Source organism: Streptomyces blattellae, assembly GCF_009709555.1.
Classification (GTDB): Bacteria; Actinomycetota; Actinomycetes; order Streptomycetales; family Streptomycetaceae; genus Streptomyces; species Streptomyces blattellae.
The window spans coordinates 1-25,175 of the sequence record NZ_WJBG01000187.1 but is presented as its reverse complement, the minus strand read 5'-3'; the positions used below and the strand labels follow the sequence as shown (position 1 = coordinate 25,175).

The 25,175-nt window shown below is 71.4% G+C and carries 22 protein-coding genes and 1 pseudogene; 5 read left to right on the top strand and 18 right to left on the bottom strand.

The genetic code is table 11. The features are described from left to right. Positions 1 to 4: 4 nt before the first annotated feature. The 6 genes from GFH49_RS24620 to GFH49_RS24595 form a co-directional block, all read right to left on the bottom strand. The gene (locus tag GFH49_RS24620) at positions 5 to 211 is read right to left on the bottom strand and encodes a DUF6191 domain-containing protein (protein WP_155058262.1); all 207 of its coding nucleotides are present in this window, start codon (positions 209 to 211) and stop codon (positions 5 to 7) included. Between the two features lie 105 nt (positions 212 to 316). Further along, positions 317 to 3,415 (bottom strand): helix-turn-helix transcriptional regulator, encoded by a 3,099-nt coding sequence (locus GFH49_RS41235; RefSeq protein ID WP_196218117.1) that lies wholly within the window; start codon positions 3,413 to 3,415, stop codon positions 317 to 319. 131 nt (positions 3,416 to 3,546) lie between these two features. After that, positions 3,547 to 3,732, bottom strand: coding sequence for a hypothetical protein (locus GFH49_RS24610; RefSeq protein WP_155058260.1), 186 nt, complete (start codon positions 3,730 to 3,732; stop codon positions 3,547 to 3,549). 199 nt (positions 3,733 to 3,931) lie between these two features. Further along, entirely contained in the window at positions 3,932 to 4,510 is a 579-nt protein-coding gene (locus GFH49_RS24605; protein WP_155058259.1) for a hypothetical protein, read from the bottom strand. A gap of 35 nt (positions 4,511 to 4,545) precedes the next feature. After that, the gene (locus GFH49_RS24600) at positions 4,546 to 5,121 is read right to left on the bottom strand and encodes a GNAT family N-acetyltransferase (RefSeq protein WP_155058258.1); all 576 of its coding nucleotides are present in this window, start codon (positions 5,119 to 5,121) and stop codon (positions 4,546 to 4,548) included. Then, on the bottom strand, positions 5,099 to 7,333 hold the full coding sequence (locus GFH49_RS24595; protein WP_155058257.1) for an MMPL family transporter: 2,235 nt from the start codon (positions 7,331 to 7,333) through the stop codon (positions 5,099 to 5,101). Before GFH49_RS24595 ends, GFH49_RS24600 begins: the two co-directional genes overlap by 23 nt. A 366-nt stretch (positions 7,334 to 7,699) precedes the next feature. Here GFH49_RS24595 and GFH49_RS24590 point away from each other — a divergent pair, with 366 nt between their 5' ends. Beyond that, positions 7,700 to 8,545, top strand: coding sequence for an SAM-dependent methyltransferase (locus GFH49_RS24590; protein ID WP_155058256.1), 846 nt, complete (start codon positions 7,700 to 7,702; stop codon positions 8,543 to 8,545). A gap of 84 nt (positions 8,546 to 8,629) precedes the next feature. Here GFH49_RS24590 and gatB read toward each other — a convergent pair whose 3' ends face one another. The 8 genes and pseudogenes from gatB to GFH49_RS24550 form a co-directional block, all read right to left on the bottom strand. Beyond that, positions 8,630 to 10,144 (bottom strand): Asp-tRNA(Asn)/Glu-tRNA(Gln) amidotransferase subunit GatB, encoded by a 1,515-nt coding sequence (gatB, locus tag GFH49_RS24585; RefSeq protein ID WP_155058255.1) that lies wholly within the window; start codon positions 10,142 to 10,144, stop codon positions 8,630 to 8,632. 15 nt (positions 10,145 to 10,159) lie between these two features. After that, positions 10,160 to 10,399, bottom strand: coding sequence for a hypothetical protein (locus GFH49_RS24580; RefSeq protein WP_155058254.1), 240 nt, complete (start codon positions 10,397 to 10,399; stop codon positions 10,160 to 10,162). After that, positions 10,396 to 11,895, bottom strand: a complete 1,500-nt coding sequence (gene gatA, locus GFH49_RS24575) for an Asp-tRNA(Asn)/Glu-tRNA(Gln) amidotransferase subunit GatA (protein ID WP_155058253.1) — start codon at positions 11,893 to 11,895, stop codon at positions 10,396 to 10,398. Before gatA ends, GFH49_RS24580 begins: the two co-directional genes overlap by 4 nt. A 7-nt stretch (positions 11,896 to 11,902) precedes the next feature. Next, entirely contained in the window at positions 11,903 to 12,199 is a 297-nt protein-coding gene (gene gatC / locus GFH49_RS24570; RefSeq protein ID WP_155058252.1) for an Asp-tRNA(Asn)/Glu-tRNA(Gln) amidotransferase subunit GatC, read from the bottom strand. Between the two features lie 142 nt (positions 12,200 to 12,341). After that, positions 12,342 to 14,585, bottom strand: a complete 2,244-nt coding sequence (locus GFH49_RS24565) for a putative bifunctional diguanylate cyclase/phosphodiesterase (RefSeq protein WP_155058251.1) — start codon at positions 14,583 to 14,585, stop codon at positions 12,342 to 12,344. 269 nt (positions 14,586 to 14,854) lie between these two features. Continuing rightward, positions 14,855 to 17,047 (bottom strand): NAD-dependent DNA ligase LigA, encoded by a 2,193-nt coding sequence (gene ligA / locus GFH49_RS24560; RefSeq protein WP_155058250.1) that lies wholly within the window; start codon positions 17,045 to 17,047, stop codon positions 14,855 to 14,857. Between the two features lie 15 nt (positions 17,048 to 17,062). Continuing rightward, a complete protein-coding gene (locus GFH49_RS24555) occupies positions 17,063 to 18,064 on the bottom strand; it encodes a methionine synthase (RefSeq protein ID WP_155058249.1) in 1,002 nt (333 codons plus the stop codon). A gap of 119 nt (positions 18,065 to 18,183) precedes the next feature. Next, a pseudogene (locus GFH49_RS24550) lies at positions 18,184 to 18,879 on the bottom strand (SDR family oxidoreductase); the annotation flags it as partial. A 267-nt stretch (positions 18,880 to 19,146) separates the two neighbouring features. On the opposite strand from GFH49_RS24550, the gene GFH49_RS24545 reads away from it, so the two are divergent. Together GFH49_RS24545 and GFH49_RS24540 are read left to right on the top strand one after the other, a co-directional pair. Then, positions 19,147 to 19,470, top strand: a complete 324-nt coding sequence (locus GFH49_RS24545) for a DUF427 domain-containing protein (protein WP_155058248.1) — start codon at positions 19,147 to 19,149, stop codon at positions 19,468 to 19,470. A gap of 51 nt (positions 19,471 to 19,521) precedes the next feature. Then, positions 19,522 to 20,301, top strand: a complete 780-nt coding sequence (locus GFH49_RS24540) for an alpha/beta fold hydrolase (protein WP_155058247.1) — start codon at positions 19,522 to 19,524, stop codon at positions 20,299 to 20,301. Between the two features lie 65 nt (positions 20,302 to 20,366). Here the strand turns inward: GFH49_RS24540 and mnmA are convergent, their stop codons facing one another. After that, positions 20,367 to 21,497, bottom strand: a complete 1,131-nt coding sequence (gene mnmA / locus GFH49_RS24535; protein WP_155058246.1) for a tRNA 2-thiouridine(34) synthase MnmA — start codon at positions 21,495 to 21,497, stop codon at positions 20,367 to 20,369. Positions 21,498 to 21,557: 60 nt separating this feature from the next. On the opposite strand from mnmA, the gene GFH49_RS24530 reads away from it, so the two are divergent. Then, on the top strand, positions 21,558 to 22,280 hold the full coding sequence (locus GFH49_RS24530; RefSeq protein ID WP_155058245.1) for an N-acetylmuramoyl-L-alanine amidase: 723 nt from the start codon (positions 21,558 to 21,560) through the stop codon (positions 22,278 to 22,280). Between the two features lie 27 nt (positions 22,281 to 22,307). Here GFH49_RS24530 and GFH49_RS24525 read toward each other — a convergent pair whose 3' ends face one another. From GFH49_RS24525 to GFH49_RS39495, 3 genes are all read right to left on the bottom strand, one after another. Then, entirely contained in the window at positions 22,308 to 23,477 is a 1,170-nt protein-coding gene (locus GFH49_RS24525) for a cysteine desulfurase family protein (RefSeq protein ID WP_155058244.1), read from the bottom strand. A 234-nt stretch (positions 23,478 to 23,711) separates the two neighbouring features. Then, positions 23,712 to 23,978, bottom strand: coding sequence for a DUF4190 domain-containing protein (locus GFH49_RS24520; RefSeq protein ID WP_155058243.1), 267 nt, complete (start codon positions 23,976 to 23,978; stop codon positions 23,712 to 23,714). Positions 23,979 to 24,010: 32 nt separating this feature from the next. After that, positions 24,011 to 24,178, bottom strand: coding sequence for a hypothetical protein (locus GFH49_RS39495; RefSeq protein WP_196218116.1), 168 nt, complete (start codon positions 24,176 to 24,178; stop codon positions 24,011 to 24,013). 120 nt (positions 24,179 to 24,298) lie between these two features. Here GFH49_RS39495 and GFH49_RS24515 point away from each other — a divergent pair, with 120 nt between their 5' ends. Continuing rightward, on the top strand, positions 24,299 to 24,925 hold the full coding sequence (locus tag GFH49_RS24515; protein ID WP_155058242.1) for a TetR family transcriptional regulator: 627 nt from the start codon (positions 24,299 to 24,301) through the stop codon (positions 24,923 to 24,925). Positions 24,926 to 25,175: the final 250 nt, after the last annotated feature.

Below are 25,175 nucleotides of genomic sequence, written 5' to 3'. Positions count from 1 at the left end.
GCGCTCACTCCTCGGCGGAGTCGTCATCGCCACAGCCATCGTCCTCGTCCGGCTTCGGCGGCCGTACGACGACCTTCCCCGAGGCGAGATCTATCGGACCGCGCCCGGGGTCCCCGTCGCCGACGTCCTCCCGGGTCAGTTCCAGCCGGTTCTGCTCGTCGCGGGTGTGCTTGCGGCCCGGAGCGAAAAGCTCCTCGAACATATTGAACACCGCGCCTCCCTGCCGGTCCCTTACAGCGTACGCCGCACCCGATGCCGGAGAGCGGGGCGTGAGAAGGGCCTCCCGGGGCCGTGCACCGGGCGCGGGGCGCCTCACTCAGCAGCCGGAAAGGGGGGTGGCGCCGGGGGCGCCCGGGACGGAGTCGGGGGCGAACAGTCCCAGCCGATGTGCCACCGCCGCCGCCTCTCCCCTGCCTGAGACGCCGAGCTTGGACAGGATGTTGGAGACGTGGACGCTGGCGGTCTTGGGGGAGATGAAGAGCTCCTCGGCGATCTGGCGGTTGGTGCGGCCGGCGGAGACCAGGCGCAGGACGTCGCGTTCCCGGCCGGTGAGGCCGAGGGCCTCGGCGGGGTCGGCGGGAGCCAGCGGCTGCTTGGGGGTGTGGGTCAGGCTGAGGCGGGCGCGCTGGGCGAGCAGCGCGGCCCTGTCGGCCAGCGGGCGGGCGCCGAGATGGCCGGCGACGGCACGGGCCAGGCGGAGCAGTTCGGCGGCCCGGTCACGCTCGTCGTCGCCGCCGTGCGGCAGCAGGGCCTCGGCGAGGCGGTACCGGACGCGGGCGAGATCGTAGGGCCGGTCGAGGCGTTCGAAGGCGGTGACCGTCTCGGACCAGTCGTCCGGGGTGCTGCGCGCCTCGGCCCGCAGCAGTTCGGCGCGGACCCAGCGTTCGTACGCCTGCCAGATGGGGACGTTCGTCGCCAGGGACTTGGCGGCGGTGCGGATGCGGTCGAGGATCTCGGCCCGGCCCGCATCGGGGGCGGGCAGGCCGCACGCGTCGGCCTCCGCGGTGGCGGAGGTGAGCAGCAGCGGCCAGGCGTAGCGCTGGGTGCCGGGTGGGAATCCGGTGTCCAGGACGCGCCCGAGTTCGGCACGGGCGTCGCGGAGGCGGCCCTGGCCGGCCGCGATGCCGATGGCGATGTGGGCCAGGGGCAGCGTGTACTGGGGGGCGCTCTCATGGGCGCCGAAATGCCCCCGGGCTGCGGCCAGTTGGCGGGCGGCCTCGGCCAGATCACCGCGTTCAAGGGCGAGTCCGGCGTGCCGTGTGGCGTACATGCCGCGGGGCTTGGCGCTCAGGCTGACCCGCTCCGAGCTGGTGGCGGCCTCCCCGGCCTCGTCCCAACGGCCCAGGGAGAAGAGGGAATCGGAGAGGTTGCCCCACACCCAGGCCTCGCTGTCCAGCAGGCGCAGTCTCCGGGTGAATTCGATGCCTTCCTCAAGGAGCGGGACGGCCTCTTGCGAGCGGCCTATCCCTTCCAGGTGGGAGGGCAGATTCACATACACGCGCGCCATCACGGACGCGGCGCCGAGCGTCTCCACCTGCTCCTTGACCCGGTGCACCTCCGCGAGTCCGGCCTCGATGTCACCCGCGTCGACCAGCAGCCCGCCGAGCGTCAGCCGTGCGTTCATCTCGATGTCGCGGGCGCCCACCATGCGTGCGTACTCCACGGCCCGCTCGGCCGAGATGAGCGCATCGGGGCCCGGGTCGTGCAGCATCCACCAGTTGGCCACCGTCGCGAGGACCTCGGCATGCACCTCGGAGGGCGGCAGGCCGCGTACCAGGTCCTGGGCGGTGGCCAGTTCCCGCCATCCGTCGCCGCGGGCCAGGGCCTGGACCAGCCGGGCCCGCTGGTTCCAGAACCAGGCGGCGCGCAGGGCGTCTCCCTCGTCCTCCAGCAGCCGCAGCGCCCGCTTGGTGATCTTCAGGGCGCGTTCCCGCTCCCCGCACAGCCGCCCGGCGACGGCGGCCTCGGCCATCAGGTCGAGGGAGCGCAGGGGCGTGGTGGCGGGGTCGCAGCCGCAGGGGGGATAGACCTCGGTGTAGTCGACGGGGCGCAGCGTGGCCCGGATCTCCTCGGGGGCGGTGTCCCACAGCTCCATCGCCCGTTCCAGGAGCCGCAGTTGCTCGGCGTGGGCGTGTCGGCGGCGGGCCGTGACGGAGGCGGCGAGGACGGCGGGCAGGGCCTTGGCGGCGTCGTGGGCGTGGTACCAGTAGCTGGCCAGGCGCATGACGCGCTCGTCGGCGGGGACGAGGGTGGGATCGGCCTCCAGGGCTTCGGCGTAGCGGCGGTTGAGCCGGGAGCGCTCGCCGGGCAGCAGGTCGTCGCCGACGGCCTCGCGGACCAGGGAGTGGCGGAAGCGGTAGCCGTCCTTGTCGGGGGCGGCGCTGAGGATGTTGGCGTTCACGGCGGCCCGCAGCGCGTCGATCAGGTCGTCCTCGGCGAGCCCGGCGATCGCGGCGAGCAGCCGGTACTCGACGGCGGAGCCGCCCTCGGCGACGATCCGGGCGACCCGCTGGGCGCTCTCGGGCAGGCACTCGACCCGGACCAGGAGCAGATCGCGCAGGGAGTCGGTGAGCCCGGTGCGGCAGCCCTCGGCGGCGGAGACGGCGAGTTCCTCGACGAAGAAGGCATTGCCGTCGGAGCGCTGGAAGATCTCGTCGACCTGGGCGGGGTCGGGTTCGGCGGCGAGGATGCCGGCGATCTGGCGGCCGACTTCCTCGCGGCTGAACCGGCCGAGTTCGATCCGGCGGATCGTGCGCAGCCGGTCGAGTTCGGCGAGCAGGGGGCGCAGTGGGTGGCGGCGGTGGATGTCGTCGGAGCGGTAGGTGGCGAGGACGAGGAGGCGGCCGGTACGCAGCGTGCGGAACAGATAGGCGAGGAGGTGCCGGGTGGAGGCGTCGGCCCAGTGCAGGTCCTCCAGCGCGACGACGACCGTGTGGTCGGCGGCGACGCGCTCCAGGAGGCGTGCGGTGATTTCGAAGAGGCGGGCCATGCCCTGCTCGTCGTCCCGGCCGGTGGTCCGGGCGGTGGACCGGCCAGGGGTCCGGGCGGTGGGTGTTTCGCCCATCTCCGGCAGCAGCCGGGCCAGGTCCTCCTCCTGTCCCTGGGCCGCGGCGGCCAGTTCGCCGGGCAGGGCGCGGCGCAGGGCGCGCAGCGCGGCGGAGAAGGAGGCGAAGGGCAGTCCGTCGGCGCCGATCTCGACACAGCCGCCGAGCGCGACGACCGCGCCCTGCCGGCCCGCCGCGGCGGCGAACTCCTCGACGAGCCGTGTCTTGCCGACCCCGGCCTCACCGCCGATCAGCAACGCCTGCGGCTCGCCGGCCGCGGCGCCGGCGAGCGCGTCCTTCAGCATGTCCAACTCGTCGCCACGGCCGACGAAAACGGGACTCACGGACCTGGTCTCCACAGTCCCGAGCATCGCACGGGGGTCTGACAACGCGGGACCGGTTTTCTTCCGGGGGGTCGTCGGGACCGTCGTACGGGCCGGAGTGCGAGCGCGGGCCGTACCGCTGGTCGGTACGGCCCTGCCACCCCCGCCCTCCGCCACGCTCATGCGACCCGGGCGAACCGGTCCCGGCGTGGGCGGTGGGGATGGCTGTCCGGCTCGGCGGTGCGTCGGGCCGCTTCGCGGCGGGCGGCGCGGCGAGCGCGGACGACCTCGCGGGCGAGCCGTTCCTGCTCGGCCTGGCGGATCAAGTCGGCGGAGCGGAGCTGCAGCATCTCGTAGTCGTACATGGTGTCTCCCCCGGTGAGAGTCGGTTTCGGGTCTCGCTTTCTGCGATGCCTCAACCTTCGTCTCCCAGGGGGGCCTGCCACATCGGCAGAGTTCCGCATCTTGGGCGGCGGGCGGGGCCTTAGACGTGCGTGAGGAGCCTCAGGGCGATCCGTAAGGTGCTCACGGATCGCCCTAAGACCCCTCAGGACCCGCGGTGGTTCAGGTGGACGGCAGTCCGAGCAGGACGTCGGTGTACTTGAGGACCGCGAGGAGCAGGCCGATGACGCCGAGCGAGACGCCCGCCCAGGACACCGACTTGATCCAGACCGGCTGCGGCTTGCCCGGGACGCCGAACGCCGGCCGGGCGAGCACCGCGACGCCGACGATCAGCGCGACCAGCGCGAAGATCCCGCCCCACAGCGCGGTGGCGTGCCAGGCGTCACCGTACTGCGCTTCGAGCTGCGTGGCGATGCTCGGGTTCGACACGGCCTGCATCTCCAGCTGGCCGTTGATGTTTTCGCGCGCCGAAGCCACCGTGCCGACCCAGCTGCCGGACAGGGAGACCATACCGATCGCGGCGGAGACTATGGCGCCGGCGCCCTGACCGACGATGGAGGGCTCCTTCACCCGGGCCTCGGGCAGCTCGTCACCGTCCTCGTCCCCGGCGGACAGGATGTCGGCCGGCTCGGCCGCGTCCTCCGTCACGTCGCCGGACTTGGTGACGTCCACCTTCTCCTCGTCTGTCGCGGCCTCGGTGCCTGTCCCGGCGCCGGCTTCGTCAGCTGTCTTGGTTCCCATGTCGCGCACCGTACGGATCCTGTCTGAGAAGTCTCTTAATGATCGTTGTCAGCGGCACGCGCGCGTGCTTCACGCCATTCGGGGGCGAGGACGGACCACACCTCAAGGTCGTGGCGCACGTCCCGGTAGGGATAGCTCTGCCGCAGTACGCCATCGCGGCTCATGCCCAGCCGCCGCGCCACGTTGATGCTCGGCTCGTTGGCGGACGACGCCTGCCACTCCACACGGTGGATGCCGCGCTCGTCAACCGCCCAGTCGATGAGGACCCGCATGGCCCGCGTGACCAGTCCGCGCCCGGCGGCGGCCGGCTCCAGCCAGCAGCCGACCTCGCAGGTGCCCCGCTCGGCGTCGAAGAGCAGGAACAGCACGCCGCCGACGAGCTTGCCGTCCAGCCACAGCCCGTGAAGGCTCCCGGTGTCGGCCGCGCGCTTGTCGGCGTACGACTGGAGGAGTTCCCGCGCGGAGCCGGCATCGACGGCCGTGGCCCCGAACGGGATGTACTGGTTGACGAACTCGCGCCCCCGGTCCAGGTGGGCCAGGAACTCCTGGGCGTGCCAGGGCTCCAGGGGCCGCAGCTGCGCTCCGTCGTCACCCAGGGATATCGCGTACATCCTGATCCCGCTCCTTCTCCAGCTGCTCCACGACGTCGACGTCGGCGAGCCTCTCATGGGCGGCACGGCACTCGGGCGGCTCGATGCTGATGCGCGGCAGGCGCTTGTCCAGCGCGCGCGGCAGCCACCAGTTGGCGCCGCCGAGCAGGTGCATGAGGGCCGGCACCAGCAACGTACGCAGGACGAAGGCGTCGAGGGCGACCGCGGCGGCCAGTGCGATGCCGAACATGGCGATCACGCGGTCGCCGCTGAGCACGAAGGCGAGGAAGACCGAGATCATGATGACCGCGGCGGAGTTGATCACCCGGCTGGTCTCGGCGAGGCCGATGCGGACGGCCCGCCGGTTGTCGCCGGTCTCCAGCCACTCCTCGTACATCCGGCTGACCAGGAAGACCTGGTAGTCCATGGAGAGGCCGAACAGCACCGACACCATGATGACCGGCAGGAACGGCTCGATCGGCCCGGCCCGGCCCAGCCCCAGCAGCTCGCTTCCCCACCCCCACTGGAAGATCGCGACGACCACTCCGAACGCGGCGGCGACGGCGGCCACGTTCATCGCGGCGGCCTTCAGCGGAATGCCGACGGACCGGAAGGCGAGCAGGAGCAGCAGACAGCCGAGGCCCACGACGACGCCCACGAACAGCGGCAGCTTGCCGACGATGACATCGGCGAAGTCGTCGTAGGCCGCCGTCACCCCGCCGACGTGCACATCCAGCGAGGTGCCCGTCTCGGCACGCGGCAGCACCTCGGTGCGCAGCCGGTCGACGAGGGCGCTGGTCTGCTCCGACTGCGGAGAGGACTGCGGGACGACGGTCAGATACGCCGTGCTGCCGCCGGAGCTGTAGGTCACCGGCGTCACGGACGCGACCCCCTCGGTGGCACGGAGGGTGGCGTCGAGGTTGTCGAGGGCGAGCTTGTCCTCTGCTCCGTCGACGGCGGTGACGAGGGTCAGCGGCCCGTTGACGCCGGGGCCGAAGCCGTCCGCGAGCAGGTCGTACGCCTGCCTGGTGGTCGTCGCCTGAGAGTTGTTGCCCTGGTCGGAGGTGCCCAGGCGGAGCCCGAGCGTGGGCAGGGCCAGCAGCGTGATCACGGCGAGGGCGACGGCGGCGAGCTTCTTGGGGTGCCGTTCCACGAAGGCCGACCAGCGGGCCGCGAACCCGGTCGGCAGCTCGGGCTCGGGACCGTGCTCGGCGAGCCTGCGGCGCTCACGGCGGCTGAGCGCCCGTATGCCGATGAAGGAGAGCAGGGCCGGCAGCAGGGTCACGGCGGCGACGACGGTGAGGACCACGGTCAGCGAGGCGGCGAGGGCGACGCCGTTCAGGAAGTTCAGCCGCAGGATCAGCATCCCCAGCAGGGCTATGCACACCGTGGCGCCCGCGAAGACCACCGCACGCCCGGTCGTCGCGACGGCGCTCGTGACCGACTCGGTGACGGACAGTCCCTGTTTCAGGCCGCGCCGGTGTCTGGTCACGATGAACAGCGCGTAGTCGATGCCGACGCCCAGCCCGATCAGCATGCCGAGCATGGGCGCGAAGTCGGCCACGGTCATGACATGCCCGAGCAGCACGGTCCCGGCGTACGCCGTGCCGACGCTCACCAGCGCGGTGGCGATGGGCAGCAGCGAGGCGGCGAGCGAGCCGAAGGCGAGGAAGAGCACGACCGCGGCGACCGCCACCCCGACGATCTCCGCGAGGTGCCCGCCGGACGATTCGGTCAGCGCGATGGCACTGCCGCCCAGCTCCACGTCAAGCCCCTGGGACTCGGCGGACTCGGCGGTGTCGACGACGGTCTGCGCCTCGGACCTGCCGACGGACTCCACCGGGTCGTCGAAGGTGACGGTCGCGTAGGCCGTACGTCCGTCGCCGCTGATCCGCGCCGCGCCCTGGCCGTCGTATGGGCTGACCACTCCGGCCACGCCGGGCAGTTCCGCGATCTCGTTCAGGGTGCGGGTCATGGTCTGCTCGACGTCGGCGGCGCGGACGGTGCCGGACGTGGTGTGCCAGACAACGGTGTCGCTGTCGCCGCCGAGTCCGGGGAAGCCGTCCCGCAGCAGCTGGGTGGCGTGCCCGGACTCGGTGCCGGGGACCTCGTAGTCGTTCGAGTACGCGGTGCCGGCGACGGCGGCGGCCGCGCTCACCCCGCCGAAGGCGAGGAGCCACAGCAGAACGGCGACGAGGCGGCGTTGAACACACCAGCGTGCTAGGGCTGCCACGAACGTGCTCCCGGAGGTGCGATGTGTGGATCTTTGACCGGGAACAGTCGCTCAGGACGTGAACGGCCCGCAAAGAACATATGAGCAGTGCGAGGACCACTCTCGCAGGCGGAAGTGATCGTTTATCACGTTCGTGGGCTTATTCACAGGAGATGGGAGGAACATCACAGGGCAGTAACGGCCACTCTGTCATCGCCTCCCGCTGAGAATTCGGGTGCGGACGCCGGGCCAGACTGTTAGCTTCCGGCCGTCCGCCGTCCACGCGGCGCCTTCGCCGCCGGCCGAAGCAGGTGCGTTGTTTGAGCGTCCGACCGAGCTCCGCCGTATCCCTCTCCGCTTCCCAGGACTCAAGGAGCCCGTTCAACGATGCCGGACATCACCCCGAGGACGTCGGACGATGACCTCACCAAGCGGCTGACCCACGCCCGCTACCCGCGCAGCAACAGCTACGACGCCCGCTGGGTCGTCGCCAACCAGATGGGCCCGAACGCGCTGTGGCTGCTGGAGTGGCTGGCCCCCGCCCTCGGCCTCGACACCCTCCGCCCCTGCGCCCGCGTCCTCGATCTGGGCTGCGGCCGGGCCATGACCTCGGTCTTCCTGGCCCGGGAGTACGACGCCCAGGTCACCGCCGCCGACCTGTGGATCGAACCCGACGACAACGCCCGGCGTATCGCCGAGGCCGGTTTCGCCGACCGGATACTGCCCCTGCGCGTCGAGGCGCACGACCTGCCCTTCGCCGAGGGCAGCTTCGACGCGATCGTGAGCATCGACGCGTACCAGTACTTCGGCACCGACGACCTCTATCTGCCCACCCTGACACGCCTGTTGAAGCCCGGCGGGCGGATCGGTGTCGTCGTGCCGGCGTCGCGTGCGGAGTGGGACGGCACCGAGCCGCCGGAGCACCTCAAGCCATGGTGGGAGCCCGACTGGTGGTGCTTCCACTCCGCGGACTGGTGGCGACGCCAGTGGACCCGCGGCGGCGTCGAAGTGGAGGCGGCCGACTGGCTGGACGACGGCTGGCGGGACTGGCTGCTGTGGTGCGAGGTGATCGCCGAAGAGAGCCCCGAGGAGTTCCATCGCACGATGGCCCGCCGGGTCGGCGAGGCGGTGCGGGCGGACGAGGGCCGCACGCTGGGCTTCGTACGACTCGTTGGGCGTCGTACGGCTGATGCCGTTGGCGAACACAGCCGACGGCCGACGGCCGACGACTGAGCGCACGGTTCGCCCGCGTCGCGCGGGATGCCAACGGCCCCGGAGGACGTGCCGACGTGCCTCCGGGGCCGTACACACCGTGGCTCAGCCCTCGCCGACGCCCAGCTTCTGAAGGATCAGCTCCTTGACGCGGGCCGCGTCGGCCTGGCCCCGGGTCGCCTTCATGACCGCGCCGACCAGCGCGCCGGCCGCGGCCACCTTGCCGCCGCGGATCTTGTCCGCGACACCGGGGTTGCCGGCGATGGCCTCGTCGACGGCCTGACCGAGCGCGCCCTCGTCGGAGACGACCTTCAGACCGCGCTTGTCGACGACCTCGTCCGGGGTGCCTTCGCCCGCGAGGACGCCCTCGATGACCTGGCGGGCCAGCTTGTCGTTCAGGTCGCCCTTCGAGACCAGCTCGGCGACCCGCGCGACCTGCGTCGGCGTGATGGCCAGCTCGTCCAGGGACGCGCCCGACTCGTTGGCGCTGCGGGCCAGTTCGCCCATCCACCACTTGCGGGCGGCGGCGGCGTCCGCGCCGGCCTCGATCGTGGCGACGATCGGTTCCAGCGCACCGGCGTTGAGAATCGCCTGCATGTCGGTGGCGGAGATCCCCCACTCCTCACGCAGCCGGTTGCGGCGCACCAGCGGCAGCTCGGGCAGCCCGGCGCGGATCTCCTCGACCCACTCGCGGGCCGGGGCGACCGGCACCAGGTCGGGCTCCGGGAAGTACCGGTAGTCCTCGGCCTCTTCCTTCACCCGGCCCGAGGTCGTCGACCCGGTGTCCTCGTGGAAGTGCCGGGTCTCCTGCACGATCGTGCCGCCGCCGCTGAGGACGGCCGCGTGCCGCTGGATCTCGTAGCGTGCCGCGCGCTCCACGGAACGCAGCGAGTTGACGTTCTTCGTCTCGCTGCGCGTGCCGAACTTGTCGGCGTCCTTGGGCATCAGCGACAGGTTGACGTCGCAGCGCATCTGGCCCATCTCCATGCGGGCCTCGGAGACGCCGAGCGCCTTGATGAGCTCGCGCAGCTCACGGACGTACGCCTTGGCCACCTCGGGAGCGCGCTCGCCCGCGCCGACGATCGGCTTGGTGACGATCTCGATGAGCGGGATGCCGGCGCGGTTGTAGTCGAGGAGCGAGTGCGAGGCGCCGTGGATACGGCCCGTCGCGCCGCCGACGTGCGTCGACTTGCCGGTGTCCTCCTCCATGTGGGCGCGCTCGATCTCCACGCGGAAGGTTTCGCCGTCCTCCAGCTGTACGTCGAGGTAGCCGTCGAAGGCGATCGGCTCGTCGTACTGGGAGGTCTGGAAGTTCTTCGGCATGTCCGGATAGAAGTAGTTCTTCCGGGCGAAGCGGCACCACTCGGCGATCTCGCAGTTCAGCGCGAGACCGATCCTGATCGCGGACTCGACGCCGGTCGCGTTGACGACCGGGAGCGCGCCGGGCAGGCCGAGGCAGACCGGGCAGGTCTGGGTGTTCGGATCGGCGCCGAGCGTGGTCGAACAGCCGCAGAACATCTTGGTCTTGGTGCCGAGTTCGACATGGACCTCAAGGCCCATGACGGGGTCGTACGACGCCAGCGCGTCCTCGTACGACACCAGGTCGGTCGTGGTGGTCACGGTGAAACTTCCCTCTCAGCCCAGCAGGACGTCGTCGTCGCCCAGCCGCTTCAGCTCGCGGTAGAGGATGGCGAGGCCGGTGACGATCGCGGCGGCGGACACGGTGGCGTCGATCAGGACCAGCGTGTCGTTCTCCGCGCGGGCCTTCTTCAGCCGCCTGGCGACGCCGAACGCGCCGAACGCGGTGGCGGCCATGGACAGGTACGTACCGGACTTGGACTTCTTGAAGCCCTTGGCCTTGGTCAGTGCGCTCACAGCGACGGAGCCTCCTCAAGCAGCGGGTGCCCCCACTTTTCCACGAAGGCGGCCTCGACCGCGGCGCCCACCTTGTACAGGCGGTCGTCCTTCAGCGCCGGGGCGATGATCTGGAGACCGACCGGGAGGTTGTCCTCCGGGGCGAGGCCGCAGGGCAGCGACATGGCCGCGTTGCCCGCCAGGTTGGTGGGGATGGTGCACAGGTCCGCGAGGTACATCGCCATCGGGTCGTCGGCGCGCTCGCCGATCGCGAAGGCGGTGGTCGGCGTCGTCGGCGAGACGATCACGTCGACCTGCTCGAAGGCCTTCTCGAAGTCGCGTGTGATGAGCGTACGGACCTTCTGGGCGCTGCCGTAGTACGCGTCGTAGTAACCGCTCGACAGGGCGTACGTGCCGAGCATGATGCGGCGCTTGACCTCGGGGCCGAAGCCCGCCTCACGGGTGAGGGAGGTGACCTCCTCGGCGGAGTGCCCGCCGTCGTCGCCGGTCCGCAGGCCGTAGCGCAGGCCGTCGAAGCGGGCGAGGTTGGAGGAGCACTCGGAGGGCGCGATCAGGTAGTACGCCGACAGCGCCAGGTCGAAGGACGGGCAGTCCAGCTCGACGATCTCGGCGCCCAGCTCCTTGAGCAGAGCCACGGACTCGTCGAAGCGCTGGATGACACCGGCCTGGTAGCCCTCGCCGCGGAACTGCTTGACCACGCCGACGCGCATGCCCTCGACGCTGCCGTTGCGAGCGGCCTCGACGACCGGCGGGACGGGTGCGTCGATCGAGGTGGAGTCGAGCGGGTCGTGCCCGGCGATGACCTCGTGCAGCAGCGCCGCGTCCAGGACCGTACGGGCGCAGGGCCCGCCCTGGTCGAGGGAGGACGAGAACGCGACCATGCCGTAGCGGGAGACCGCCCCGTACGTCGGCTTCACACCGACCGTCCCGGTGACGGCGGCCGGCTGGCGGATGGAGCCGCCGGTGTCGGTGCCGATGGCGAGGGGGGCCATGTGCGCGGCCAGCGCGGCGGAGGAGCCACCGCCCGAACCGCCGGGGATCTTGGTGAGGTCCCACGGGTTGCCGGTCGGACCGAAGGCACTGTTCTCCGTCGACGACCCCATGGCGAACTCGTCCATGTTGGTCTTGCCGAGGATGACGACGTCGGCGGCCTTCAGCCGCTTGGTGAGCGTCGCGTCGTACGGCGGGACCCAGCCTTCGAGGATCTTCGAGCCGACGGTGGTCGGGATGCCCTCGGTGGTGAAGATGTCCTTCAGCGCGAGAGGAACGCCGGCGAGGGGCCCGAGCTTCTCCCCCTTGGCCCGCTTCTCGTCGACGGCGCGGGCCTGGGCGAGCGCACCCTCACGGTCGACGTGCAGGAAGGCGTGCACCTTCTCGTCGACGGCCTCGATACGGGCCAGGTGGGCCTCGGCGACCTGCACCGCGGTGAGCTCACCGGAGGCGATCTTCGCGGCGGTCTCGGCGGCGGTGAGCTTGATGATGCTGTTGTCCGTCATGGTGGTCTTAGTCCTCCCCCAGGATCTGCGGCACCTTGAAACGCTGCTGCTCCTGGGCCGGGGCGCCGGAGAGCGCCTGCTCGGGGGTGAGCGACGGACGGACCTCGTCCGCCCGCATGACGTTCGTCAGCGGGAGCGGGTGCGAGGTCGGCGGTACGTCTTGGTCGGCGACCTCGCTGACGCGTGCGACCGCGCCGATGATGTCGTCCAGCTGGGTGGCGAAGTGGTCGAGCTCGTCGCCAGACAATTCCAGACGCGCCAGCCGAGCGAGGTGGGCAACCTCCTCGCGCGTGATGCCAGGCATGCAGCGTTCCTCTGGGGTGAGTGCGTGTGGTTTGGGGCCAATCCTATGGGGCGGGGGCCTCCGGCGGTTACACGGTTTCCCCAGGGGTGCCTGGACTGGGTTGTCGGGGGGCGCTACCGCACAGGTGGGCTGGAACGGGGCCTCACTCCGCCGCAGGTAGTGCTGCCCTCGGGCGCTGCCAGCCCCTCGATCCCCGTGCCCTCAGCCAGGCCGTGGTCTCCTCCGGGGGCATGGCCGCTGCTACCAGCCAGCCCTGTACGGCGTCGCAGCCGAGGTCGCGGAGGCGCTCCCAGGTTTCGTCGTCCTCGACGCCCTCGGCTACGACGAGGAGGCCGAGGGAGTGGGCGAGGTCGACGGTGCAGCGCACGATCTCCGCGTCCTCGGGGTCGACGGCCAGCCGGGCGACGAAGGAGCGGTCGATCTTCAGCTCGCTCACCGGCAGCCGCCGCAGATGCACCAGCGACGAGTAGCCGGTGCCGAAGTCGTCCAGCGACATCTTCACGCCGTGCCCGGTCAGTCCGGCGAGGGTGTCGGCGGCCCGCTGCGGGTCCTCCAGGAGGACGTGTTCCGTTATCTCCAGCTGGAGCGAGCCCGCCGGGACGCCGTGGCGGGCGAGCCGGGCGGCGACGGAGCCCGCGAAACCGGGGGTGTGGACGTCGCGCGGGGAGACGTTCACCGCGACCGGGACGCGCAGGCCCTGTGCCCGCCACACGGCGACCTGCGCGAGCGCGGTGTCCAGCACGTACTCCGTCAGATGCGGCATCAGCCCGGACGACTCGGCGATCGCTATGAACTCGTCCGGCGGCACCTTCCCGCGCTCGGGGTGCACCCAGCGGACCAGCGCCTCAAGGCCGGCGACCTGCCCGTCGAAGCGGACCTTGGGCTGGTAGTGCAGCTCCACCTCGTGCGCGTCGAGCGCGCGCCGCAGGTCGCCCAGCAGCCCGAGCCGGTCCGGGGTGTTGGAGTCCCGCTTGGACTCGTAGACCTCGACGCCCGTACGGTCCCGCTTCGCCTGGTACATCGCCACGTCCGCCCGGCGCAGCAGGCCCTCGGCGTCGAGGGCGTGGTCCGGGAAGACGGCGACGCCGGCGCTGGCCTCCAGGACGAGGGTGAGTCCGTCGAGGTCGAGCGGGGAACTGAGCGCGGCGACCAGGCCCCGGGCGATACGTGTCGCGGACGTCGTGGAGTCGGCGACCGGCAGCAACACGGCGAACTCGTCACCGCCGAGCCGCGCGGCCTCCGCCCCGCGCGGCAGCGCCACCCGCAGCCGGTCGGCGATCTGCAGCAGCAGCCGGTCACCGGCGAGATGACCGAGCGTGTCATTGACCGACCGGAAACGGTCGAGGTCGATCAGCATCAGAGCGGACCGTGCGCCGATGCGCTCGGCGTCGTCCAGCGCGGTCCAGATGCGTTCGAGCAGCCACTGCCGGTTGGGCAGCCCGGTGAGCGGGTCGCGCAGCTGCTCCTCGGCCCGGGCCCGGGCTATCCACAGGGTGAAGTCGAGGGCGATGAGCGGGATCGAGAACAGCGGCAGCAGCACCGGCTTGGCCACGGCCACGACACACACCAGCGGTGCGATACCGAGCAGCGCGACCGTGACCAGGCCCTGTCTGACCAGGGCGGTGCGGGCGACCGTGGGCAGGCCGCCGGTGCGCGGGGCGTGCAGATACCAGAGCAGGGTGCGGGTGACCGCGAGATAGGCCACCGCGACGAGGACCACTTCGGGGGCGGTGTAGAAGGTCCAGGTGCCGGGGGCCCAGGGGGTCTCGACGGACGGCACCCGGCCGAACGCGGCCAGCACCAGGGCGCCGGCGCCGAGCCCGAGGATGTCCACCGAGCCGTGCAGCAGGCCCTGGCGCCAGCGGCCCCGGCGGGCTGTGCCGACCAGGACGACGACGGTGAGGCTGACCATTCCGGCGGGCACCCAGCCGTACAGCATCAGGACGGCGAGGGTGAGGGCGGCGCCGGAGCCGGTGCCGCCCCACCAGCGGGCGCGGCCGAGGGCGACGAGGTGGCCGACGATGATGCCGGTCAGCACGGCGAGCGACCAGCCGACGGTGCCGGACGGGAAGAGGGCGTGGTCCCCGGTGAACGCGCGGAAGAAGCCACCGCCCAGGACGAATCCGGCCGCCGCGACGACCGCGGCGGGCAGCGCGGGCCAGGCTGTGTGCCGTTCCGCGTCGGTGCCCGGCAGTGCGCTGTGCGCCCGGTCAACGGTGAGCTGTGCGCTGCTCTTGGTGTCGGCCGCGGCACACGGCCCGGCGGCGCGCTCCCCCGCGCCCGGACGCCCCCCGGACCGTCCGCCCCACCGGCTCGCCCGCCATGCGTCGGCGACCCGGCGCAGGCGCAGCCGCGAGTACGGGGCGGCGCTCTCGGTCGGTTCCATTCCCGTCCCTCTCACAGCCGGCGGTGCCCTCGCCACGCGGCCCGGTGCCCGACATCCCTCAGTGGCGCCGGGTCGGAAAACCCTTCCCCCTGCTCTTCAAAGCCCTCTCCGAGCAAGGAAATGCCCCGACCGCAGCTGGGCACGGCAGGCGCACCCCTCAACAGTAGGCCGCGGAAGGCTTCCACGGGCAGCGGTCGTCGTCGGTTGCCCGATTGCGGCCCGGCCACCCGTATGCATCTGGTATGCGCCGATCGGGTGGCCTTCAACCGCTACTCCGCTGCCGGAAGGGCGACTTCGGCGGCAGCGTCCTGCCCTTGTTCCAGCAGGACGTTGAACCCGTCCTCGTTCAGAACCGGCACCTTCAGCTGCATCGCCTTGTCGTACTTCGAACCAGGATTGTCACCCACTACGACGAAAGACGTCTTCTTCGAAACAGAACCGGTCACCTTCGCCCCTCGGTCCTGGAGCGCCTCCTTGGCTCCGTCCCGTGTGAAGTGGTCGAGCGTGCCGGTGACGACGACGGTGAGTCCTTCGAGCGGACGCGGGCCCTCGTCCTCGCCGGCGCCCTCCTCCTCCGTACGGACGCCCGCCGCCTTCCACTTACGGATGATCTCCTGGTGCCATTCCTCGGCGAACCATTCCTTGAGGGAGGCGGCGATGATCGGGCCGACGCCGTCGGTGTTCGCCAGCTCCTCCTCGGTGGCCTGCTCGATGCGGTCGACGGAGCGGAAGTTGCGGGCCAGCGCCTCGGCGGCGACCGGGCCGACGTGACGGATCGACAGGCCGGTGAGGATACGGGCGAGCGGGCGCTGCCTGGCCGCCGCGATGTTCTCCAGCATGGCGGTCGCGTTCTTCTTCGGCTCGCCCTGCTGGTTGGCGAAGACCGTGGCGATCTTCTCCTCGCCCGTCTTCGGATCCCGCTTGGGCAGGCCGCTGTCCTGGTCCAGGACGTACGCCTTGATGGGCAGCAGCCGCTCGATGGTCAGGTCGAACAGGTCGCCCTCGTCGACGAGCGGCGGTGCGGCGGGCTCCAGCGGCTTGGTGAGCGCGGCGGCGGCGACATAGCCGAAGTGCTCGATGTCCAGCGCCTTGCGGCCGGCCAGATAGAACAGGCGCTCACGCAGCTGGGCGGGGCAGGTGCGGGCGTTCGGGCAGCGCAGGTCGACGTCGCCCTCCTTCATCGGCCGCAGCGCCGTGCCGCACTCGGGACACTCGGCCGGCATCTCGAACTCGCGCTCGCTGCCGTCGCGCAGGTCGGCGACGGGTCCCAGGATCTCCGGGATGACGTCACCGGCCTTGCGCAGCACCACCGTGTCACCGATGAGGACGCCCTTGGCCTTGACGACGTCCTGGTTGTGCAGGGTGGCGAACTCGACCTCCGAGCCCGCCACCGTCACCGGCTCGACCTGGGCGTACGGCGTGACCCGGCCCGTACGGCCCACCCCCACACGGATGTTGATGAGCTTGGTGTTGACCTCCTCCGGCGCGTACTTGTACGCGATCGCCCAGCGCGGCGCACGCGAGGTGGAGCCGAGCCGGCCCTGGAGCGGGATCTCGTCGAGTTTGACGACCACGCCGTCGATTTCGTGCGCCACGGAATGGCGGTGCTCGCCGTAGTAGGCGATGAACTCCCTTACACCGTCCAGGCCGTCGACCACCTTGTTGTGCTGGGAGGTGGGCAGGCCCCAGGACTTCAGCAGGTCGTACGCCTCGGAGAGGCGGGTGAGGCCCTGGAAGCCCTCCAGGGCGCCGATGCCGTGGACGACCATGTGGAGCGGCAGAGTGGCCGTGACCTTGGGGTCCTTCTGGCGCAGGGAACCCGAGGCGGAGTTGCGGGGGTTGGCGTACGGCTTCTCGCCGGCCGCCACGCGGCGTGCGTTGAGATCCTGGAAGGCCTCCATCGGGAAGTAGACCTCGCCGCGGATCTCGACGAGCCGCGGGAGCCGGTCGCCCTTCAGCCGGTGCGGGATCTCCGCGATCGTCATCACGTTCGGTGTGATGTCCTCGCCGATCCGTCCGGTGCCGCGGGTGGCGGCGCGGGTGAGCCTGCCGTCCTCGTACGTCAGGTTCACCGCGAGGCCGTCGACCTTGAGCTCGCACAGCAGGTGGTAGTCAGGGGTGCCGACGTCCTTGGCCACGCGGTCGGCCCAGGCCGCGAGGCCCTCGTCGTCGAAGACGTTGTCCAGGGAGAGCATGCGTTCGCGGTGCTCGACCTCGGCGAGGTCGGTCTCGTACTCGACGGCGACCTTCTGGGTCGGCGAGTCCGGTGTGCGCAGCTCGGGATGGTCCTCCTCCAGCGCCTCCAGGGTGCGCAGCAACTGGTCGAACTCCGCGTCGCTGATGACGGGAGCGTCCTTCACGTAGTACCGGAAGCGGTGCTCCTCGATCTGCTCAGCGAGTTGCGCGTGCTGCTCCCGTGCCTCGGCGGGCACCGTCGTCTCCGCTTGCTTGTCGCCGGCCACCGTGTTGTCCTCCCGTTACTCTGGGTTGTCCGCGAGGGATCTCGCCGCCTGGACGCAGTGGGCGAGGGCCTTGCGTGCGTAGTCGGGGGAAGCCCCCGCGAGTCCGCACGACGGCGTGACCGTGACCGCCTCCGCGAGAAGCGCGGGAGACAGCCCCAGCCTGCGCCAGAGCGTCCTGACACCCATGACGCTACCGGCAGGGTCTGACAATGGGCCGTCCGTGCCCGGGACGACACCGGTGAAGAGCCGGGTGCCCCCTTCCACCGCTTCGCCGATCGCGTCGTCATCACGCTCGGTGAGGAGGGAGGCGTCGAAGGAGATCGCCGTCACGCCCGCCCGGCGCAGCAGGGCGAACGGGACGTCCGGTGCGCACGAGTGCACCACGACCGGCCCGCTCTCGTGCACCCCGGCGACGTCGCGGAGCACGGCCTCGACGATCTGCCGGTCGACGGCCCGGTGCGTGCGGTAACCGCTGGCGGTCTTCACCCGGCCGCGCAGTACGGCGGTGAGGGAGGGTTCGTCGAGCTGGAGGACGAGTCGGGCGCCGGGTACGCGCCGTTGGACCTCCGCGAGATGCGACCGCAGCCCTTCGGTGAGTGAGCCGGCGAGGTCGCGGCAGGCGCCGGCGTCGGACAGCGCGGCCTCGCCGTTCTTGAGCTCCAGCGCGGCGGCCAGCGTCCAGGGGCCGACGGCCTGCACCTTCAGCTGCCCGTCGTACCCCTGCGTGAACTCCTCCAGGGCGTCGAGGTCTTCACCGAGCCAGGACCGGGCCCGCCGGGTGTCCCGGCCCGGCCGGTCCCCGATCCGCCAGCCGCTGGGCTCCACGCGCGCGTACAGCTCGACGAGCAGTCCGGCGGTGCGGCCGATCATGTCGGCACCGGGGCCGCGGGCGGGCAGCTCGGCGAGGAACGGGAAGTCCTCGAAGGTTCCGGTGACCGTCTTGGCCGCCTCGCGGGCGTCGCCGCCGGGCATGGAGCCGACGCCGGTGGCGGGGGCGAAGGTGGGGTTTTCGTTCACGCGGTGAAGCCTACGTATGAAGCCCGCGTATGGTTTCGCCCCCGCCGCCCCTACCCGTCCCGTCCTCCAGGGGGCTCCGCCCCCTGGACCCCCGCTCCTCGAACGCCGGAGGGGCTGGTTTTCCCGGGGCGCACCGTCAGGTCGTTGACCTCCGCGTCCCTGGGGAGGTCCAGGGCCATCAGGATCGTCGTCGCCACCGACCCGGGGTCGATCCACTGCGAGGGGTCGTACTCCTTGCCCTCCTGCTGGTGGACCTTGGCCTGCATGGGGCTCGCCGTGCGGCCGGGGTAGACCGAGGTGACGCGGACGCCGTTGCCGTGCTCCTCGTCGCGCAACGCGTCCGCGAGGGCCTTCAGGCCGTGCTTGGAGGCGGCGTACGCGGACCAGTCGGCACCGGCTCGAAGTCCCGCGCCCGAGTTGACGAAGACCACGTGGCCGCGGGTGGCGCGGAGTTGGGGCAGGAAGTGGCGGGTCAGTTCGGCGGGGGCGACGAGGTTGACGTTGAGCTGGTGGCGCCAGGACTTGGGGGTCAGCTCGCCGACCGGCCCGAGGTCGACGACACCGGCGATGTGCAGCAGGGAGTCCACCCGGTCGGGCAGCGTCTGGTGCGAGAAGGCCCAGCTCAGCCTGTCCGGGTCAGCAAGGTCGCCCACCAGGGTCCGGGCGCCCGGGAACTCGATGGCCAGTTCCTTCGCGCGGCCCGCGTCGCGCGCGTGCAGGACGAGTTCGTCCCCGCGCGCGTGGAGGCGGCGGGCGACGGCCGAACCGATACCGCTGCCCGCCCCGGTGATCACATGTGTAGCCATGTGCGCCATGGTCGCATCGGGCCGCGCCCCGGCCCACCGCGGGAGCCTCTGATGAACAGCCTCCAGGCACGCCATCGCCCAGGCCGACGTCGGAGCCGCCCCGCACCAGCGTGTGGCCGCCCTTGCCGATGAGCTTCGCGAACTCCCGCGCGGGGGGCGTGTGTCTGTCGGACAGGTCGGCGGCGGAGAGTGCGGAGAGTGCGGAGAGAAAGACGCAGATTCGCATGAAGTCACCGTGTGCGGGAAGAACCAGCGCCCCGCCGGTGCTGTCCGGGTATGACTGATGGACACACGATCACGATCGAGCAGGGCACCCAGCGCGTGCGGGTGGTCCGCGACGACCAGGTACTGGCGGAATCCGACCGCCCCTTGGTCGTGCGCGAGACCGGCTGTCCCGTGCGCTACTACCTCCCCGCCGAGGACGTACGCCTCGACCTCCTGACCCCCTCTGAGACCACCACCCACTGCCCCTTCAAGGGAACGGCCTCCTACTGGTCGCTGCCCGACGCGGCCGACCTCGTCTGGTCGTACCCCGACCCCAAGCCGGACGTCTCCCAGATCAAGGACCATCTCTGCTTCTACGACGCCGAAGTGGTGTGAGTGGAAGTGTCGTGACCGATTAGTTCCGTGCCGGGTGGCAGTCTCCACGCCATGGACAAGAAGATCCTTTCGCGCGACGGCACTCCGATCGCGTACACACGCACCGGACAGGGCCCGGCGGTCGTCCTCGTGAGCGGCGCCATGTCCACCGGCGCCACGGTGGCGCCGCTGGCCGGGCACCTCTCCGGCGGCTTCAGCGTCGTCGTGTACGACCGCCGGGGCCGCGGCGAGAGCGGTGACATGCCGCCGTACGCGGTGGAGCGGGAGGTCGAGGACCTCGCGGCGCTCATCGACGCGGTGGGCGGGGAGGCGGCGCTCTACGGCATCTCGTCGGGTGGCGCGCTGGTCCTGGAGGCGGCGGCGAGCGGGCTGCCGGTCAGCAAGGTGGCCGTCTACGAGACGCCGTTCGCCGTGTACGAGGGCGGGGCGAAGGAGCGCGCCGAGTACACCGAGCGGCTGACAGCGGCGCTGGCGGAGGGTCGGCGCGGGGACGCCGTCGAACTGTTCCTGAGGCTGACGGGCCTGGCCGAGGAGATGATCCAGGGCGCCCGCCAGTCCCCCATGTGGGCCGCCATGGAGTCCATCGCGCCGAGCCTGGCCCACGACAACGCCGTGATGCGCGACGGACTGGTGCCCCGCGACCGGCTGGCCTCGATCACCGTCCCCGTCCTGGCCGTCGCGGGCGGCGCGAGCCCCGCGTGGCTGCGCGAGGCGACGCGGGCGGTCGCGGAGACGGTGCCGCAGGGCACGTACCGGAGCCTGGAGGGCCAGACGCATTTGGTGGACCCGCAGGTTCTGGCGCCGGTGCTCGCCGAGTTCTACGCACAGTAGGCGGCGCCCGCCCGGTGACGCCCAGGTGCCGCCGGCTGACCAGCGCGCACGCCGCCCGGCGCGGGTTACGCCGGTACGGCCCTCGCCCGCGTCGTCGACGCGATCGTCGCCGAGCCCACCACGCGCGTGCCGTCGTACAGGACGATCGCCTGGCCGGGGGCGACTGAGCGGACCGGGGCGGTGAACGACACCTCCAGGGTGCCGTCGATCAGTTCGGCGGTGACCTCGGTCTCACCGCCGTGGGCGCGGAGCTGGGCCGTGTAGGTGCCGGGGCCGGAGGGGGCCGCGCCGCACCAGCGGGGCTTGATCGCGGTCAGTTCGGAGACGTCCAGGGCGGAGGCGGGGCCGACGGTCACCGTGTTGTCCACCGGGGAGATGTCGAGGACGTAGCGCGGCTTGCCGTCGGGCGCCGGGTGGCCGATCCTCAGCCCCTTGCGCTGGCCGATGGTGAAGCCGTACGCACCCTCGTGCGTGCCGAGCCTGGCGCCGGACTCGTCGACGATGTCACCCTCCGCCTTGCCCAGCCGGTCGGCCAGGAAGCCCTGTGTGTCGCCGTCGGCGATGAAGCAGATGTCGTGCGAGTCGGGCTTCTTGGCCACCGCCAGCCCCCTGCGCTCGGCCTCCGCGCGGATCTCGTCCTTCGTCGTCACGGTGTCGCCGAGCGGGAACATCGCGTGGGCGAGCTGCCGGTCGTCCAGGACACCGAGGACGTACGACTGGTCCTTCGCCATGTCGGAGGCGCGGTGCAGTTCGCGGGTGCCGTCCTCATTCACGAGCACCTTGGCGTAGTGGCCGGTGCAGACCGCGTCGAAGCCGAGCGCGAGGGCCTTGTCGAGAAGAGCGGCGAACTTGATCTTCTCGTTGCAGCGCAGACAGGGGTTGGGGGTGCGGCCCGCCTCGTACTCGGTGACGAAGTCCTCGACCACGTCCTCGCGGAAGCGGTCGGCGAGGTCCCACACGTAGAAGGGGATGCCGATGACGTCCGCGGCGCGGCGGGCGTCGCGGGAGTCCTCGATGGTGCAGCAGCCGCGCGCGCCCGTACGGAAGGACTGCGGGTTCGCGGAGAGCGCGAGGTGGACGCCGGTCACGTCATGGCCCGCCTCGGCCGCGCGGGCGGCGGCGACGGCGGAGTCCACACCGCCCGACATGGCGGCGAGGACGCGGAGGGGGTGGGGGCGCTGCGGGGTCTCAGTCATAACCCCTCCAGGGTAAAGGCCCGCGGGAACCAAGGCTCACGAGTATCCGTTCACGATCACATGGGGGCGAGACGAGCATCCAAGGACAGCGACCGGCGCATCGGCCGGCGGGCGCTGCTGGCCGGTCTGGCCGCGACCGCGGGAGGCACGGCCGTGCTGGCGCGCGACCAGCTGGGGCGCCTGTGGTGGCGGGTGCCGGGTGTGGAGAAGGCGCGCAAGGCGGGCGAGGTCGACTACACGGGCGCGAGGTGGGTGGCGGCGTCCTCGGCGAACTGGCGGCTCGCGGACCGGCCCGCCGACTACGGCATAGACATGGTCGTCATCCATGTCACCCAGGGCAGCTTCGACAGCGCGGTGAAGGTGTTCCAGGACCCGGGGCACGGGGCGGCGGCCCACTACATCGTCCGCAAGGACGGCCACATCACCCAGATGATCCGCGAGCTGGACGTGGCGTACCACGCGGGCAACCGCGACTACAACGAACGCAGCGTCGGCATCGAGCACGAAGGTTTCGTGGACCAGCCGGAGGACTTCACGGACGAGATGTACGAAGCCTCGGCGCGGCTCACTGCCCGGATATGCGCGCGGTACGACATCCCCGTCGACCGCGAGCACGTCATCGGGCATGTGGAGGTGCCGGGCACGGACCACACCGACCCGGGTGAAGGCTGGGACTGGGACCGGTATATGCGGCTGGTGCGGGAGGCGAGCGCCGGCACGACGGGCCGGGCCCAGGGGCGGTCCGCTTCAGCTGGGTCCGCCGCTGAGTCCGGCGTCAGCTGAGTCCGCGGTCATCAGCGGAGACCGGCGTCAGCTGAGTCCTGCCGCCCTGGCCCGTTCCACCACCGGGCCGATGGCTTTGGCCAGCGCATCCACGTCGGCTTCCGTGGAGGTGTGGCCGAGGGAGAATCGGAGGGTGCCACGGGCGAGGTCCGGGTCGGTGCCGGTGGCGAGCAGGACATGGCTGGGCTGGGCCACGCCGGCGGTGCACGCCGAGCCGGTGGAGCACTCGATGCCCTGGGCGTCCAGGAGAAGGAGCAGCGAGTCTCCCTCGCAGCCCGGGAAGGTGAAGTGGGCGTTCGCGGGGAGGCGGCCCTCGCGTGCGGGGTCCCCTCCGAGCATCGCGTCCGGCACCGCCGTACGGACCGCTTCGATCAGGTCGTCCCGCAGGCCGCCGATCTCCCGTGCGAACCATTCGCGCTGTTCGGCGGCGAGGCGTCCGGCGACCGCGAAGGCGGCGATGGCCGGGACGTCGAGGGTGCCGGAGCGGACGTGGCGCTCCTGGCCGCCGCCGTGCAGAACCGGTACGGGGGTGTGCTCGCGGCCGAGGAGCAGCGCGCCGATGCCGTACGGGCCGCCGATCTTGTGGCCCGAGACCGTCATCGCGGCGAGGCCGGAGGCGGCGAAGTCGACGGGGACCTGGCCGAAGGCCTGTACGGCGTCGGCGTGCAGGGGGACGTCGAACTCGGCCGCCGTTTCGGCGAGTTCGCGGATCGGCATGACCGTGCCGATCTCGTTGTTCGCCCACATGACGGTGGCCAGGGCCACGTCGTCGGGGTTGCGGGCGAGGGCTTCGCGCAGGGCCTCGGGGTGGACGCGGCCGTAGAAGTCGACCGGGAGGTATTCGACCGTGGCGCCCTCGTGTTCGCCGAGCCAGTGGACGGCGTCCAGGACGGCGTGGTGTTCGACCGGGCTCGCCAGGACCCGGGTGCGGGCCGGGTCGGCGTCTCGACGGGACCAGTACAGGCCCTTGACGGCGAGGTTGTCGGCCTCGGTGCCGCCGGAGGTGAAGACGACCTCGCTGGGGCGGGCGACGAGGGCTTCCGCGAGGGTCTCGCGGGCCTCCTCCACCGCTCGCCTTGCCCGGCGGCCCGATGCGTGGAGGGAGGACGCGTTGCCGGTGACGCCGAGGTGCGTGGTGAGTGCCTCGACCGCCTCGGGAAGCATCGGGGTGGTCGCGGCGTGGTCGAGGTATGCCATGGTGACGCCGATTCTACGGGTCCGCCGCGCCGGGCTCGGGCCGCAGGTCGTGCCTGCACTCCGGTGGTTGTGCAAGGCCCCGGTGGTTGTGCAAGGCCCCGGTGGTTGTGCAGGACCGCCTTGGTTGTGCAGGACCTCGGTGGTCGTGCAGGACCGCCTTGGTTGCGCAGGACCGGGCGTGCCCCGCGCTGTCGGCCGTGCCCGCCTTCCACAGCAGCGGTCGGGCGACTGGCCTCAGAAGCTCCACGACACCGTGTTGTCCGCCTGCATGAATGCCACCAGGACCAGCAGGTCGGCGACTCCGAGGCCCAGGCCCAGATACGCGCGGCCCTTGCGCGCGGTACCGCGCCAGAGGGCTGCTGTGGCCAGGACGATGGCGATCGGGCCGAGGAAGATGTTGAGGACGAGGAGGCCCACGAGGCCGAGGATGAAGGCGGCGACGGCCATGCCGTCGGTGTCGTGGGCGGTGGTCTGACGGGTTGCGGGTGCGGTGAGTTGCATGGTGGTCGGCTCCCGACGGGCTGGATGAGCGGTCAGTTGACGGATGACACGCGCCGGCGGGCGTGCCGCTCGCGGAGCGCGAAGATGCCGAGCCAGGCGGCGATCACGACGGCGGCGACGGCGGTGAAGGTGAGCGGTGCGTGGGCCACGGTGCCCAGCACGACGCCCAGCAGCAGGAGTGCGGCGACGATGAACAGCATGGGTGGTTCCCCCTCGGTTACGGTTCAGTGAACGACTGTGGTTACAACTGTTCACTGACCAACGAGTCTAGCGCGCCCTACGGCTTTCCAATTACGGAGAACAGTTGTTGACTGCATGGCATGAGTCACACCCTCGGCGTCCGGCAGGCCCAGAAACAGAAGACCCGGCAGGCGCTCCTGGACGCCGCCCTGGGACTGCTGGAGGAGCAGAGCCTGAGCAGCCTGGGCCTGCGTGAGGTCACCCGCGAGGTCGGCGTCGCCCCGACCGCCTTCTACCGGCACTTCCGCTCCATCGCGGACCTCGGTGTCGTACTGGTCGAGGAGGCGCTCGGCAGTCTGCACGAGATGATCCGGATGGTGGTGTCCGCGACGGACGACCCCGACGAACGCATAGCCAGCGCCATCGGGCTGATCGTCGGCCATGTGGAGGCACATCCCGCCCACATCCGCTTCATCGCCCGCGAGCGCAGCGGCGGGGTCCGGCCGGTACGTGAGGCCATCCGCGGCCAACTGGCCCGCTTCGCCGAGGAGGTGAAGGCCCAGCTGGTCAAGGACCCCCAGGCCGAGGCATGGACGGACGACGACCTGTCGATGCTCGCCAGCCTCTACGTCGACCAGATGCTGTTCACGGCCTCGCTCGTCCTGGAGGCCCTGGACGCCCCGCCGGAGGAGCGCGAGCGCGTCGCCCATGTCGCGACCCGGCAGCTGCGGCTCATCAGCATCGGCCGGCAGCACTGGCTCGACTGACGCCACCCGTACACGGCGAGAGCACACGGAGAAGCGGCGCACCCGTTCACGGGGTGCGCCGCCTTCGTCGTACGAGATCCGTGGTCAGCTCTTCGTGGCCTGGGAGGTCGGCTGACCGCTCGGCTGACCGCTGGGCATGCCGCCGCCCCCGCCCATACCGCCACCGCAGCCGCAGCCGCCATCCTGGCCGCCCTGCCCGCCGCCGGGAGCACCGGAGGGAGCACCGGACGGCATGTCCGAGGGCGCACCG